Source organism: Micromonospora sp. NPDC047134 (assembly GCF_040643455.1).
Taxonomy (GTDB): domain Bacteria; phylum Actinomycetota; class Actinomycetes; order Mycobacteriales; family Micromonosporaceae; genus Micromonospora.
The window spans coordinates 276,400-289,262 of record NZ_JBEYUI010000003.1 but is presented as its reverse complement, the minus strand read 5'-3'; the positions used below and the strand labels follow the sequence as shown (position 1 = coordinate 289,262).

The following is a 12,863-nucleotide window of genomic DNA, read 5'->3' as shown; positions in this document are numbered from 1 at the left end:
GCGAACGTCCGCCGACCTTCGGTTTCCAGAGGCCCGAGCGGCGACTGCGCGCCGACGACCTGGGTGATCAGCAACGCGATCGAGCCGCCGATCAACGCGTCGTAGAGGCGGGTCGGCTCCAGTTCCCCGCCCGGCGGCACCACGGCGACCAGGAAGAGCGCGGGGGTGGTCAACTGGTTGCGGACCACGCCGGGGGCGCCGGCGGCGATCGTCAGCCCGGCCGAGGCCAGGATGACCACGAAGATGGCGGCGGTGGAGCGGGCGCCGAACACCCAGACGACGACCTCACCGAGGATCACGCCGACGGCGATACCGGCCAGAACCCGCACGGCCTGCCGCAGCCGTACGCCCCGGGCCTGCGACAGGACGATCAGCGCGGCGGCCCGCCGAACGAGCACCCACCCGGGCGGCCCGACCGTCGCCACTGACCGGCCGACGACCCGTCAGGCCCGGAGGAAGGGCAGCAGCAGGGCGGTGAGTCCGGCCGGCTGCTCCTCGAAGAGCCAATGGCCGCTGTCCTCGATCACCTCGCCGGTCACCGAGTCGGCGTACTGGCGGACCTGATCGGCCACCTGGCCGCCGAGGCTCGCCTGCGCGCCGATGGCGAGCACCGGCATGGCCAGCTTCGACTTGCGGTACTCGGCGTTGTCGGCGATGTCCTGCCCGAACGCACGGAAACATTCGAAGCTCGCCCGCAGGCGGGCCTCGTCGCGCAGGGGCCGGGCGTACTCCTCGATGTCCGCCGCGTCCAGGCTGTCCTTGCGGATCATCAACGAGTCGGTGAACTGGTCGACCCAGAGCGCCTCGCGGCCGGCGACGAGATTTTCGGGCAACCCGTTGGTCAGGTTGAAGAAGCCGAAGTTCCACACCGCCGGACCGGCGGCCGTCAGTGCCGGGAAGGTGTAGATGCTCTCGTCGGGGATCGGTGCCTCGCTGAGCACCAACCGACTCACCCGGTCCCGGTGGGCTGCGGTGTACGCGTACGCGACCATGGTGCCGATGTCATGGCCGACCAACCGGAGGTCGCGGTCCAAGCCCAGGGTGGTGAGCAGCCCGTGCAGGTCGGCGGCGAGGGTCTTCTTGTCGTAGCCGTCGGGCGGGGCGTCGCTGCCGCCGAAGCCCCGCAGGTCCGGCGCGATCACCTCGAACGCCCGCCCTAACTCCGGCAGTACGTGCCGCCACATGTACCAGGACTGCGGATAGCCGTGCAGTAACACCAGCGTGGGCCCGATGCCGCCCCGGACGTAGTTGATGGTGACGTCACCGACCTGCGTCCGCTGCTCGGCGAAGCTCGTTGGAATCCGTCGCTCACCCATCGTCACCTCTCTGCCTCGTCCGGGCGATTCGTCCGGTGGTCGGCTCTCCGGCGTCGACGACTACCCGCCTGGCCCACTCTCATGCCGCCGCGTGTTAATAGGGGACCCCTGCTCTACCGGAGGCGTTAACAAGGGGCCCTTCCTTTCACGGCATAGCAGTGGGGGAGACTTGCTGTCATGGCTGCTCGTGGGTTCCCGTACACCGATCTCAAGGATTTCCTGGTGGCGCTGGAGCGCGCCGGTGAACTGCGCCGGGTCGGGGTCCCGGTCGACCCGACACTGGAGATCAGTGAGGTGGTGACCCGTACGGTCCGGGCCAATGGGCCGGCGCTGCTGTTCGAGCGGCCGACCCGAGGCGAGATGCCGGTGGCGATCAACCTGTTCGGCACCGAGAAGCGGACCGCTATGGCCCTCGGGGTGGAGTCCCTGGACGAGATCGGCAACCGGATCGGGGAGATGCTCAAGCCGGAACTGCCGATGGGCTTCTCCGGCATGATGGGCGGCCTGGGCAAGGTCATGCAGCTAAAGTCGATGCCCCCCAAGAAGGTCAAGACCGCCCCCTGCCAGCAGGTGGTCTACCGGGGCAAGGACGTGGACCTGAACCGGCTGCCCGGCCTTCAGGTGTGGCCGGGTGACGGCGGGATCTTCCACAACTTCGGGCTGACCCACACCAAGCACCCGGAGACCGGCAAGCGCAACCTCGGGCTGTACCGGCTCCAGCAGCACAGCCACAACACCCTCGGCATGCACTGGCAGATCCACAAGAACTCCACCGCCCACCACGCGGTCGCCGAGCGGCTCGGCCAGCGGCTGCCGGTGGCCATCGCGATCGGCTGCGATCCGGTGGTCAGCTACTCGTCCAGCGCGCCCCTGCCGGCCGACATCGACGAGTACCTGTTCGCCGGGTTCCTACGCGGCGAGCGGGTGGAGATGGTCGACTGCCTGACGGTGCCGTTGCAGGTGCCGGCGCACGCCCAGGTGGTGCTGGAGGGCTACCTGGAGCCCGGTGAGCGCCTGCCGGAGGGACCCTTCGGGGACCACACCGGCTTCTACACCCCGGTGGAGCCCTTCCCGGTGCTGCACGTCGAGGCGATGACCATGCAGCGCGACCCGGTCTACCACTCGATCGTCACCTCGCAGCCTCCGCAGGAGGACCACGGCCTGGGCAAGGCCACCGAGCGGATCTTCGCCCCGCTGCTGCGGTTCCTCATCCCGGACATCGTCGACTACGACCTGCCGGCCGCCGGGGTCTTCCACAACTGCGCGATCGTGTCGATCCGCAAGCGCTACCCCAAGCACGCGCAGAAGGTGATGAACGCGATCTGGGGCGCACACATGATGTCGCTGACCAAGCTGATCGTGATCGTGGACGAGGACTGCGACGTGCACGACTACAACGAGGTGGCCTTCCGCGCCTTCGGCAATGTCGACTACTCCCGGGATCTGCTGCTCACCGAGGGCCCGGTGGACCATCTGGACCACGCCTCGTACCAGCAGTTCTGGGGTGGCAAGGCCGGCATCGACGCCACCCGCAAGCTGCCCAGCGAGGGCTACACCCGGGGCTGGCCCGAGGAGATGACCATGACCCCCGAGGTCGTCTCCCTGGTAGACAAGCGCTGGAAGGAATACGGCATCCAATGACGCCCCCCTCCACCCCACCCACCCCCCGCGACCCCTCCTCCCGCCGCGATCTTGCATCTTCGGTCGCTGATTCGTCTGCTTCGTCCGGGTCTGTCCCGACGGAAAGTGCAAGATCGCGGGGGCGGGTGAAGGCGTTTCTGCGGCTTGTGGCGATCGAGCACTCGGTTTTCGCCTTGCCGTTCGCTTACCTGTCGGCGTTGACGGCCATGGCGGTCAACGGGGGGCGGGTGCGGTGGGGGGATCTGGCGTTGATCACCGTGGCCATGGTGGGGGCGCGGACCTTCGCCATGGCCGCCAACCGGATCCTGGATCGGCGGATCGACGCCCGGAATCCGCGTACCGCCAATCGGGAGCTGGTGACCGGGGCGGTCAGCCTGCGGACGGCCTGGACCGGGGCGGGCGTCGCCCTGGCGGTCTTCCTGGCCGCAGCCGCCCTGCTCAACCCCCTCTGCCTGGTGCTGGCCCCGCTGGCGGTGGTGCCGCTGATCGTCTACCCGTACGGCAAGCGGTTCACCAACTGGCCGCACGCCATCCTGGGCCTGGCCCAGATGGTCGGCCCGGTCGGCGCCTGGCTGGCGGTCACCGGCACCTTCGCCGGCTCCGGCCCGGCCTGGCTGCTCGGCGCCGCCGTCGGCCTGTGGATCGGCGGCTTCGACCTGATCTACGCCTGCCAGGACGCCGAGGTGGACCGGGAGATCGGGGTGCACAGCGTCCCGGCCCGGTACGGGCTGCGGTTCGCCCTGCACGCCTCCACGGTGTCGCACGTGGTGACATTCGTGCTGTTCGGCTGGTTCGGGGTGCTTGTCGGCTTCGGCTGGCTCTGGTGGATCGGGCTGGCGCTGACCGCGGTCGCCTTCGCCTACCAGCATGTGGTGGTCAAGCCGACCGACCTGAGCCGGGTCAACCGGGCATTCTTCACCGCCAACGGCTTCGTCGGCATCGCCCTGTTCCTCTTCGCCCTGCTCGACCTGGTGATCCGCCTGGGCCTGCGGCCCTGACCCCGGCCGGTTCCCTCCCCGTTTGGCGGGGTGCCGACCCGACGGCGGTGGCGACCAGGCAGGCTTGGGGACATGCGCGAACCATGGGTGATCGGGGTGTCCGGGGCGTCAGGTACGCCGTACGCGGCTGCGGTCCTTCGCGGACTGCTGGACGCCGGGCAGTCGGTGGACCTGATCGTCTCCCGGGCGGCCCGGTTGACCGTTCTGGACGAGACCGGGCGTCCGTTCCGCGACGCCCACTGGGCCGCGGACCTGGCCGCCTGGCTAGGTCGTGATCTCGACGACGCGGATGTGCGGCACTGGCCGGCCGGCGACCTGGCGGCCGGTCCCAGCAGCGGGTCCTATCCGGTACGCGGAATGGCCGTGGTGCCGGCGAGCACGGCGGCCTGTGCCGGTATCGCGATCGGGTTGTCCAAGGACCTGTTGCAGCGCTCCGCCGAGGTGAACCTCAAGGAACGCCGGCCGGTGGTCGTGGTGCCCCGGGAGACCCCGGTGACCCGCAGCCACCTGGAACACCTGATAGCCCTGCACGACGCCGGGGCGGTGGTGCTGCCCGCCAGCCCCGGTTTCTACGGTGCCGGAGCTGACGCCTCCGCCGCCCAGCTGGTGGATTTCGTGGCCGGCAAGGTGCTCGACGCCCTGGGGGTGCCGCACACCCTGTTCCGCAGATGGGCCGGAAAGGTGAACGCGGACCGGACCTGAGAGCCGGTCCGCGTTCGATCCGCACCACTTCAGTACATGCCGGCGTTGGCCGGGCCCGGTCCGGTCGGGGCGGCTGGGCCCGTACTGCGCGGTCTGCCCATGTCATCCGCCTCTTCCAGCATGCCCTCCCCTTCAAGCAGGGCCCGCACCTCGGATTCCCGAAACCGGCGATGCCCTCCTGGAGTCCGGATACTGCCGATCCGGCCCGCCGCCGCCCAGCGCGTCACGGTCTTCGGGTCAACCCGAAACAACGCGGCGACCTCACCCGGTGTCAGCAGGCGATCTCCAGTGTCCACAGCCCCCTCCTCGCGTCGACGAAGCCCCCGGCTGAACACACTGCCCCCGGCCGGTGCGAGCCCAGAGCCGTCATGAGGGACGTATGGCAATTACAGCACCGCCGACCTGGCGTGTCCGTCAAACGCGAAAAATGCACTGAGTGGGAAGTTAGTAATGGTACCGGCGCCCCGCCCTCAGGACCTTTGGTATGCGAACTGTAGCGCTAGGTAATTCACCCCGGATGCCGACGTCCTGGTGCCACCCGGCGACGACTAGGGTCTACAGTCCGTGGACGCCATCGACCTCGCCCTCGTGGATCTGCTGCGCGGCAACGCCCGCCTCTCGTACGCCGAACTCGCCCGCCAGGTCGGGCTCTCCGCGCCCGCAGTGCACGAACGCGTCGGCAAGCTGGAGGCCGGTGGGGTGATCCGCGCCTACCGTGCCGAAGTCGAGCCGGAGACCATCGGGCTGGCCGTGACCGCTCTGATCAGCATCGTCGAGGACTCCAACGCGGACACCGACGACGTGCTGGAGGCCTTCCGGGCCATCCCCGAGATCGAGTCCTGCTACTTCATGGCCGGGGTCGAGTCCTTCCTGCTCAAGGCTCGGGTGAGCACCATCGCCGAGCTGGAGCAGTTGATCGTGCGGCTGAACCGTACCCCCGGGGTGGCCTCGACCCGGACCAGCATCGCCCTGTCGACCAAGTGGGAGAACCGTCCACAGCCGGTCGGGCCCTCCTCCTGAAGGCCCAGCGCTCAGGCGCGCTTGCTAGGTTCCGAAGGTGACTCAACTCGACCGGTGTGACGAGGCGAGCCGACGGTGGGTGACCGAGGCGATCGCCGCCGTCGAGGCCGACGCCAACCGGTCCGCCGACACTCACCTGCTGCCGTTTCCGCTGCCCCGACAGTGGGGCATCGACCTCTATCTCAAGGACGAGTCGGTCCACCCGACCGGGTCGCTGAAGCATCGCCTGGCCCGTTCGCTGTTCCTCTACGGGCTCTGCAACGGCTGGATCGGCCCGGACACCACCATCGTGGAGGCATCCTCCGGCTCCACGGCCGTCTCCGAGGCGTACTTCGCCCGGATGCTGGGCCTGCCCTTCATCGCGGTGATGCCGGCCTCCACCTCGCCGGAGAAGATCGCCCAGATCGAGTTCCAGGGCGGTCGGTGCCACCTGGTCGAGGACCCGGCGAAGGTGGTCATCGAGGCCCGCTGGCTGGCCGAGGACTCCGGCGGGCACTACATGGACCAGTTCACCTACGCCGAGCGGGCCACCGACTGGCGGGGCAACAACAACATCGCCGAGTCGATCTACGCGCAGCTGGCCCTGGAGCGTCACCCCGTACCCGCCTGGGTGGTGGTCGGTGCCGGCACCGGCGGCACCAGCGCGACCATCGGCCGGTACGTCCGCTACCGGCGACTGCCCACCAAGCTCTGCGTGGTCGACCCGGAGAACTCCGCCTTCTATCCCGCCTGGCAGGCGGCGAACTGGTCGGTGTGCACCGGGCGGGGCTCCCGGATCGAGGGCATCGGCCGACCCACCGTCGAGGCCTCCTTCCTGCCCTCGGTGGTGGACCGGATGGTGCAGGTGCCCGACGCCGCCTCGCTGGCCGCCATGCGTTCCGGCTCGGCGGTGCTGGGCCGGCGGGTGGGAGGCTCTACCGGCACCAACCTGTGGGGGGCCTTCGGACTCATCGCCGAGATGCTGGCCGCCGGTCGGACCGGCTCGGTGGTCACCCTGATCTGCGACGCCGGTGACCGGTACGCCGACACCTACTACGCCGACGAGTGGGTGGCGGCGCAGGGCCTGGACCTGGCCCCGCACCTGGCCACGATCGAACGCTTCCTGACCGACGGCAGTTGGCCGGCCTGAGGACGCCGAGTCACCTGCCCCGGCGGGCCAGACCCGGGTAGTGCAGGACGAAGCCGCCGGGGTCCATGTCGATCTCGGCGCTGAAGCTGCCACTGGCGTACCGGAACCGGTCGCCGCCCAGCGCGGTGTAGACCTGCTCGGCAGGCAGCACCGTCAGGCTGGGCACCAGCACCCAGGCCACGCTGATCGGGAAGTTGGTGCCGGCGGGCTGATCGGCCAGCCGGAGCCGGCGCACCGGCAGGGTGTTGAACAGCGGCGAGCCGCCCAGATCGACATCCAGGGCATCGGCCAGCCGGTCCGGATCCTCCACCCCCGGCAGCCCGGCCGGGGCGTGGCCGGTGGCGGCCAGGGCAGCGTCCAGATCACCCTGCTCGGCGGCCGTCACCCGCCATCGGTCGCTGGCCCGTTCCAGGCGTACGCTCCGCCGCCAGCCCGCTCCCTCGACCTCGACCTCCAGCCGAAGACTCACCCACTGGGGGTCGGTCAGCAGTTGATAACGGCAGGTGTACGGGATCGGATCCGCAGCCACCTGTGTGCCGTGCGCCGCCAGTCCGTGGCTGTCGTCGGCCAGGGCGTGTTCGGCCCCGGCGGTGTCGATCCGGGTCCACAGCAACGAGTTCGGCATGGTCGGCATGAACCGGACGTTACGCCACCCGGCCCTCGCCCGGCAGCGCCTTGCCCCGAAGGCCCGGTCGTACGAGGGGCCTGTCACCCCTGAAAGCATGATCGCGCTCGATGTGGGATCGAGTGGCCAAGGCGAACCTTCAGACCACTCGATCCCTGATCGAGCGCGATCTTCTATCTCAGACAGGGACTCAGGTCAGTGGGTACGCACCCGGGGGCGCCCACCCGACCCACGCCACTCCTCGCGCGGCCGGTCCTGCGGGCCCCGAGCGTCCGAGCGGGGCCGGTCGCCGTACCGGCGCTCGCCACGACCCTGACCGCCGTAACCCCGCTCGCTACGGCTCGGGTCGCGGTAACCGCCCTCGCCCCGGCTGTCGCTCCCGTAGCCGCGCTCGCTCCGGCTGTCGGTGCCGTAGCGGGCCGTGCTGCGGGTGTCGTCGCCGTAGCGGCGCTCGGTGGGCCGGTCACGGTAACGGCGCTCCGCGGTGGGTCCGTCGCCGAAGCGGCGCGGGCCACCCGGGCGGCTGCTGCGACGCGGGGCCTCCGGCTCCTCGCGTACGGGCACCCCACTCGGCTCCCGCGCCCCGGTCAGCTCGGTCAGCGCCGGGTCCCCGGCCCGTACCCGGGTCTCCGCCGGCTGCACCCCGGCCTTCTCCATCATCGCCAGGGTGGTGCGTCGCTGCTTGGGCAGCACCAGAGTGGCCACCGCACCGGTCTCCCCGGCGCGGGCGGTGCGGCCAGCCCGGTGCAGGTAGTCCTTGGGATCCTTCGGCGGGTCGACATGCAGCACCAGGGAGACCCCGTCGACGTGGATGCCCCGGGCCGCCACGTCCGTGGCGACCAGCACGGTGGTCCGTCCCTCGCGGAACTCGGCCAGGGTGCGGGTACGCATCCGCTGGGTCTTGCCGCCGTGCAGCCCGCCGGCCCGGACACCGACCGCCGCGAGTTGGCTGACGAGTCGGTCCACACCTAGCTGGGTGCGGGCGAAGACGATGGTCCGGCCGGCCCGCGCCGCGATCGAGGCGGTCACCGGGAACTTGTCGCTCGGCGGGATCAGCAGCATGTGGTGATCCATGGTGGACACCGCAGCGGTGGCCGGGGCGGTCGAGTGGGTGACCGGGTCGGTCATGAAGCGCCGCACCAGCGAGTCCACATCATTGTCCAGAGTGGCCGAGAAGAGCAGCCGCTGGGCGTGCGCCGGAGTCTTCGACAGCAGTTCGGTGACATCGGGCAGGAAGCCCATGTCGGCCATCTGGTCCGCCTCGTCGAGCACGGTGATCTCGACGTCGTCGAGCTGGCAGACGCCACGCTCGATCAGGTCGCCGAGCCGACCGGGGGTGGCCACCATGACCTCCACGCCGCGCCGCAGGGCGTCGATCTGGCGGTCGTAGGGCACCCCGCCGACGGCGGTCTTGACGAACACCCCGACCGCGCGGCCCAGCGGCAGCAGGGCGTCGCTGACCTGCATGGCCAGCTCCCGGGTGGGCACCAGGACGAGGGCCCGGGGGCGCAACGGCCGGGCCCGGTGCCCATCGCCGATCCGGGCCAGCAGCGGCAGCCCGAAGGCCAGGGTCTTGCCGGAGCCGGTCTGACCCCGGCCGAGCACGTCCCGCCCGGCGAGGGCGTCGGGCACGGTGGCGCGCTGGATCTCGAACGGTTGGGTGATGCCCTGGCGGGAGAGCGTCCGAACCAGCGGCTCGGGTAGGCCCAGGGCCTCGAAGCTGACCGCCTCGGCGGAGGCGGCGGGCGAGGCGGTGCCGATGTCGGTCGGCTGGGCGGCCGGGTCGGCGTCGGGGGCGGACAGGGGCGTGCCGGAGACAGCAGAGGTGGTCAAGAAATGCCTTTCGAGCGGGGCGCACGTTTGCGATGTCCCGCTGCGGCACGACGCCGCCGGATCTTCAGCAAGAACGCCCAGGGGCGCGCACGGTAGCGCGCCGGGTCAGTGATCACCTACAAGTGTACGGCGGCGGACGTTCCGCCACCCGGGTAGGCGTGGGGTAGTGGGCGGATTCACCCGCCGATCCACCGACAGCCGTCACTCCAGCAGGCTGCTGAGGGCATTGTTAGCCACCAGTACGACCAGCACACTGATCGCCACCAGCAGGACCAGGGCTACCGCCATCACGATCAGCACCCGGGTGGTGCTGCTGGAGCGTTCCGTGGCGGTGTCCGCCCAGCCCTGAGCCAGGATGTGCCCGGTCAGCGATCCGGAGTTCTCCGCCTCTGCGGCCGGGAAGGCGATCGTGGCGGAACTCGTACCACCGGTGTAGTAGGCGCTCAGATCACCGTCACCGGTACGCGGCGCGGCCGGCGTGACGCCGGCTCCCGGGGACGCGGCTTCCGGTGCGGGAGCCGGTGGGGCGGTACCCGCTGCGGTTGCCGACCCGGCGGCTGCCAGCAGACCCGGGCGGGTCGACTGGCGGGGCGCCGCACCGGACGAACCGGGGGCAGGCTCGTCCCGGCGCCCGGTGGCACTGACCGGTGGTGGCCAGGTCGGCAGCGCCGGGGCCGGTACGACCGGCGGGGCCCCGGCAGGTTCAGTCCCGGTGGTGCCGCCAGCCCGGTTCGTCGTTCCCGGCGCCGTGCCGATCACCCGCCCGACGGGCGGCGGAGCGGGCCTGGAGGCCGGGGCCATGCTGGTGGCGGGTGGGGGCGGGAAGGGCGGGGCGGGCATCGGGCCCGGCGGAGCCGGTGGTGCCGGTATCGGCGGGCCCGGCATCGGGGTCGGCGGACCCGGCAACGGCGGGGCAGGCCTGGGGGCGGGCGGCGGCGCGGGCACCGGCCCCGGCGGATAGGGCACCGGCGGGCCCGGAACCGGCGGTGCAGGTGCAGGTGACGGCGGTGCGGGCGGCGGTGGCGGTGGCGCCGGTACAGGGGCGGGTGGTGCCGGCGGCTGCGGCGCGGGTTCCGGTTCCGGCGTCGGAGGCGTCGGCGGTTGGGCCGGCTCCGGCGGCTGCGCGGGCTCCGGCGGCTCGGGGCTGACCGGAGTCGACCGGTACACCCCGGCGGCCCTGCTACCGGCCCCGGCGGCCTGCGCCTCGTCCACGCTCACCCGGCTCATCCCCGGCACCCGGACACTGGCGCGCACCGACCCCCCTGATCCGGTCGCGGCCGGTGCAGCTGTCGGCGCGGTTTCCCTGCCGTCCGACCCGGCGGACCCGGTCGGCCCGGCCGGCTCATGCGACCCGGTGGGCCGCTGCGGCCCTGCCAGCCCCTGCGGTCCAGTGGGCCCGTGCAGCGCGCTGGACCCGTACGGTGCGGTCGGGCGGGGGACGCCCGCTCGCCCCACGGCAGGCTGGCTGGTCTGGGTGGCTGAACCGGTCGCGGCCTTCGGCGTGCCCGGGGCGGGCTCGGTGCTGGGGGTGGGAGTTGATCCAGGGTCGGCCGTCGCCGGAACCTCGTGCTCGGTCATCCTCGCCTCCGCGCCACGCTTGCACCCGGATCCTCAACGCGACCGGGCGTGCCCTGAGTGACACCGTGCCACATTCCGGCGGTACGGCACAGCCGGAGTGCCCACAGTGTTCCGAGTGCGGCCGTACGGTGTCGGCCGGGTGGTCTGTTCAGTCAGGCGCGGCTCGCCCTCCTCAGCGGCCACCGGCCGCTGAGGAGGTGGTGGCCGCCGAGGGGGTGGCCGAGACGCTCTCCTGGGGAGCGAGGCTGCTCGCCGCCGTGGTCGGGCTGTTGTCGCCCTCGTCGTTCTCGGGCGGAGGCGGCGTAGTCCGGGTCGGGCTCGGCGTCGTGGTGCCCGGTGGGGTGACCGACGGAGGCGGGGTCTCCGAGGGGGTGGGTGCCGGGGTCGGCGAGGGGGTCGTCGGCGTCGGCTTCGGGGTGGTCGGGTCCGGCTTCGGGGTGGTCGGGTCGGGCTTCGGGGTGGTGGGCTTCGGCGCCGGGGTGGTCGGCGTCGGCTTCGAAGGGGTCGGCGTCGGCTTCGGGGCCGGCGGGGTGGGGGTGACCGCCGGGGCGGGCACCGCGCCGACCACCCGGGTCGCCGCGTACAGGCGGGACCAGCGCACCGTGGAGATCTTCACCACGTCACCGCTGGTCGGGGCGTGGATCATCTTGCCGTTGCCGACGTACATCCCCATGTGGTGGATGGTCCGCCAACTGCTGCCGCTGGCGAAGAAGACCAGGTCGCCGGGGAGCAGGGCGGACCGGGAGACCGTCCGGGACCTGGTCGCGTAGTACTGGTCCCGGGCGACCCGGGGCAGCTTGTAGTAGCCCGCCGACCGGTACGCCGACCAGACCAGCCCGGAGCAGTCGAAGGAGTTCGGACCGGTGGCCCCCCAGACGTAGGGGTCGCCCAGTTGCCGGCGCGCGTACGCCAGGGCCGCCAGGGCGGTGGGGTGCGCGACCAGCCCGTCCGCCGACTGGGTGGGGTAGTCGGCACCCAGTTGCTGCTCGGCGCGTTCCTGCTGGCGGGCCAGCTCGACCAACTGGGTGGCGTTCTGCTCGCGCAGCTTGACCAGCTTGGCCTCTTCGTCGCGCAGCGCCTTCTGGGTGGCGGTGTGCTGGTCCCGGACCCCGTTGCGCCGGGACTCGGCCGCGGTGTGCGCCTGGATGGCCACCCGTTCGTCGGCCTGGGCGCGGGTCAGCTCACCGGCCGCCGGGGCGGTGTCGTGCTCGGCCCGCTCCCCGAGATTGGCGCGCCGGAGCAGGTCCAGATCGAGCAGATCGGCGGCGAAGTCGGCGGGCGGCAGGGCCGCGTGCAGCTTGATCGCCTGGGCGGCAGCCTGGTCGGCGCGCTGCTGCGCCTGTTGCAGCGCGGCCGTGGCGAACTCCAGATCACGCGCGGCCGTGGCCAGTTGGGTCTCGGCCTCGGTGAGCTGCTGTTGCAGATCGAGTAGTTGGGTGCCCAGCTCGCCGATCCGGGCCTCGGCGGCGTTGATCTGTTGCTCGAGGGCGCTGCCGCCGGGCGAGATGGTCGTGGGAATCACACCGGGGGCGGTGGTCGCCGGGGCTCCGCCGGGCAGGTTCAGCGGGCCGGTGAGCACCGGGCGGGAACCGGTGTCGGGCACGGTCACCGGCACCCCTGGCTCGGCGTACGCCGGTGCCGAGAGGACTGCGGTGGCGACGGCGCTGAGCAGCGCGGACCAGAGCATCGGTCGTAGCACCGGCGAGACCACCGGATGTTGCCGCTGCCGCTGCCGCTGCCGCCGTCGCCCGTGCTCGCTGCCGACCATTGTGCTCCTCGTCCGGTGGTGCTGCTCCGCGTCGTGGTGGGCACGCGGTGGGTCGGGGACGGTACCAGGGTGTGTCGTCCCCCACCCTGTCTTACCTCACCGGCACCACAGTGTCGATGTCCGAACGGGTCACAGAAGGCTGAGAGTCCGGTTTGCCGGGGATGGTCCGACGGAGGGCGCTGTGAGCTGCCCCGGTCTCCGACGTAGGCTCTGAGATTGTGGCCAGGCACGGTCGCGACCGCAGTAGGAGGGG

10 protein-coding genes and 2 pseudogenes are annotated in these 12,863 nt (G+C 71.5%); 5 read left to right on the top strand and 7 right to left on the bottom strand.

Features of this window, described 5'->3' with window-relative positions; translation table 11 throughout:
- Nucleotides 1-125 precede the first annotated feature (125 nt).
- A pseudogene (locus ABZ795_RS06520) lies at nt 126-329 on the bottom strand (hypothetical protein); the annotation flags it as partial.
- A 114-nt stretch (nt 330-443) separates the two neighbouring features.
- Nucleotides 444-1,316 carry an alpha/beta hydrolase gene (locus tag ABZ795_RS06515; protein WP_357529426.1) on the bottom strand — a complete coding sequence of 291 codons (873 nt, stop codon included), beginning with the start codon at nt 1,314-1,316 and terminating at the stop codon, nt 444-446.
- A 177-nt stretch (nt 1,317-1,493) separates the two neighbouring features.
- On the opposite strand from ABZ795_RS06515, the gene ABZ795_RS06510 reads away from it, so the two are divergent.
- The 3 genes and pseudogenes from ABZ795_RS06510 (at nt 1,494) to ABZ795_RS06500 (ending at nt 4,657) form a co-directional block, all read left to right on the top strand.
- Nucleotides 1,494-2,957, top strand: coding sequence for a menaquinone biosynthesis decarboxylase (locus ABZ795_RS06510; RefSeq protein ID WP_327023268.1), 1,464 nt, complete (start codon nt 1,494-1,496; stop codon nt 2,955-2,957).
- Between the two features lie 104 nt (nt 2,958-3,061).
- A pseudogene (mqnP, locus tag ABZ795_RS06505) lies at nt 3,062-3,955 on the top strand (menaquinone biosynthesis prenyltransferase MqnP); the annotation flags it as partial.
- Between the two features lie 72 nt (nt 3,956-4,027).
- On the top strand, nt 4,028-4,657 hold the full coding sequence (locus ABZ795_RS06500) for a UbiX family flavin prenyltransferase (protein WP_357529424.1): 630 nt from the start codon (nt 4,028-4,030) through the stop codon (nt 4,655-4,657).
- 29 nt (nt 4,658-4,686) lie between these two features.
- On the opposite strand, the gene ABZ795_RS06495 is transcribed toward ABZ795_RS06500, so the two are convergent.
- Nucleotides 4,687-4,953, bottom strand: coding sequence for a BldC family transcriptional regulator (locus ABZ795_RS06495; protein ID WP_327023265.1), 267 nt, complete (start codon nt 4,951-4,953; stop codon nt 4,687-4,689).
- Between the two features lie 268 nt (nt 4,954-5,221).
- Here ABZ795_RS06495 and ABZ795_RS06490 point away from each other — a divergent pair, with 268 nt between their 5' ends.
- Nucleotides 5,222-5,677, top strand: coding sequence for an Lrp/AsnC family transcriptional regulator (locus ABZ795_RS06490; protein WP_327023264.1), 456 nt, complete (start codon nt 5,222-5,224; stop codon nt 5,675-5,677).
- A 37-nt stretch (nt 5,678-5,714) separates the two neighbouring features.
- The gene (locus ABZ795_RS06485) at nt 5,715-6,806 is read left to right on the top strand and encodes a PLP-dependent cysteine synthase family protein (RefSeq protein WP_327023263.1); all 1,092 of its coding nucleotides are present in this window, start codon (nt 5,715-5,717) and stop codon (nt 6,804-6,806) included.
- Nucleotides 6,807-6,816: 10 nt separating this feature from the next.
- On the opposite strand, the gene ABZ795_RS06480 is transcribed toward ABZ795_RS06485, so the two are convergent.
- From ABZ795_RS06480 to ABZ795_RS06465, 4 genes are all read right to left on the bottom strand, one after another.
- Complete coding sequence (locus ABZ795_RS06480) at nt 6,817-7,440, bottom strand: putative glycolipid-binding domain-containing protein (RefSeq protein WP_357529421.1); 624 nt, start codon at nt 7,438-7,440, stop codon at nt 6,817-6,819.
- A 186-nt stretch (nt 7,441-7,626) separates the two neighbouring features.
- The gene (locus ABZ795_RS06475) at nt 7,627-9,192 is read right to left on the bottom strand and encodes a DEAD/DEAH box helicase (protein ID WP_357529681.1); all 1,566 of its coding nucleotides are present in this window, start codon (nt 9,190-9,192) and stop codon (nt 7,627-7,629) included.
- Nucleotides 9,193-9,465: 273 nt separating this feature from the next.
- A complete protein-coding gene (locus ABZ795_RS06470; protein WP_357529419.1) occupies nt 9,466-10,104 on the bottom strand; it encodes a hypothetical protein in 639 nt (212 codons plus the stop codon).
- Nucleotides 10,105-11,014: 910 nt separating this feature from the next.
- On the bottom strand, nt 11,015-12,610 hold the full coding sequence (locus tag ABZ795_RS06465; RefSeq protein WP_357529417.1) for a C40 family peptidase: 1,596 nt from the start codon (nt 12,608-12,610) through the stop codon (nt 11,015-11,017).
- Nucleotides 12,611-12,863 lie beyond the last annotated feature (253 nt).

Excerpts from the sequence above, each read along its gene's own strand:
- ABZ795_RS06500 (WP_357529424.1), top strand. The coding sequence starts at position 4,028 with ATGCGCGAACCATGGGTGATCGGGGTGTCCGGGGCGTCAGGTACGCCG.
- ABZ795_RS06480 (WP_357529421.1), bottom strand. The coding sequence starts at position 7,440 with ATGCCGACCATGCCGAACTCGTTGCTGTGGACCCGGATCGACACCGCC.
- ABZ795_RS06465 (WP_357529417.1), bottom strand. The coding sequence starts at position 12,610 with ATGGTCGGCAGCGAGCACGGGCGACGGCGGCAGCGGCAGCGGCAGCGG.
- ABZ795_RS06470 (WP_357529419.1), bottom strand. The coding sequence starts at position 10,104 with ATGCCCGCCCCGCCCTTCCCGCCCCCACCCGCCACCAGCATGGCCCCG.
- ABZ795_RS06510 (WP_327023268.1), top strand. The coding sequence starts at position 1,494 with ATGGCTGCTCGTGGGTTCCCGTACACCGATCTCAAGGATTTCCTGGTG.
- ABZ795_RS06515 (WP_357529426.1), bottom strand. The coding sequence starts at position 1,316 with ATGGGTGAGCGACGGATTCCAACGAGCTTCGCCGAGCAGCGGACGCAG.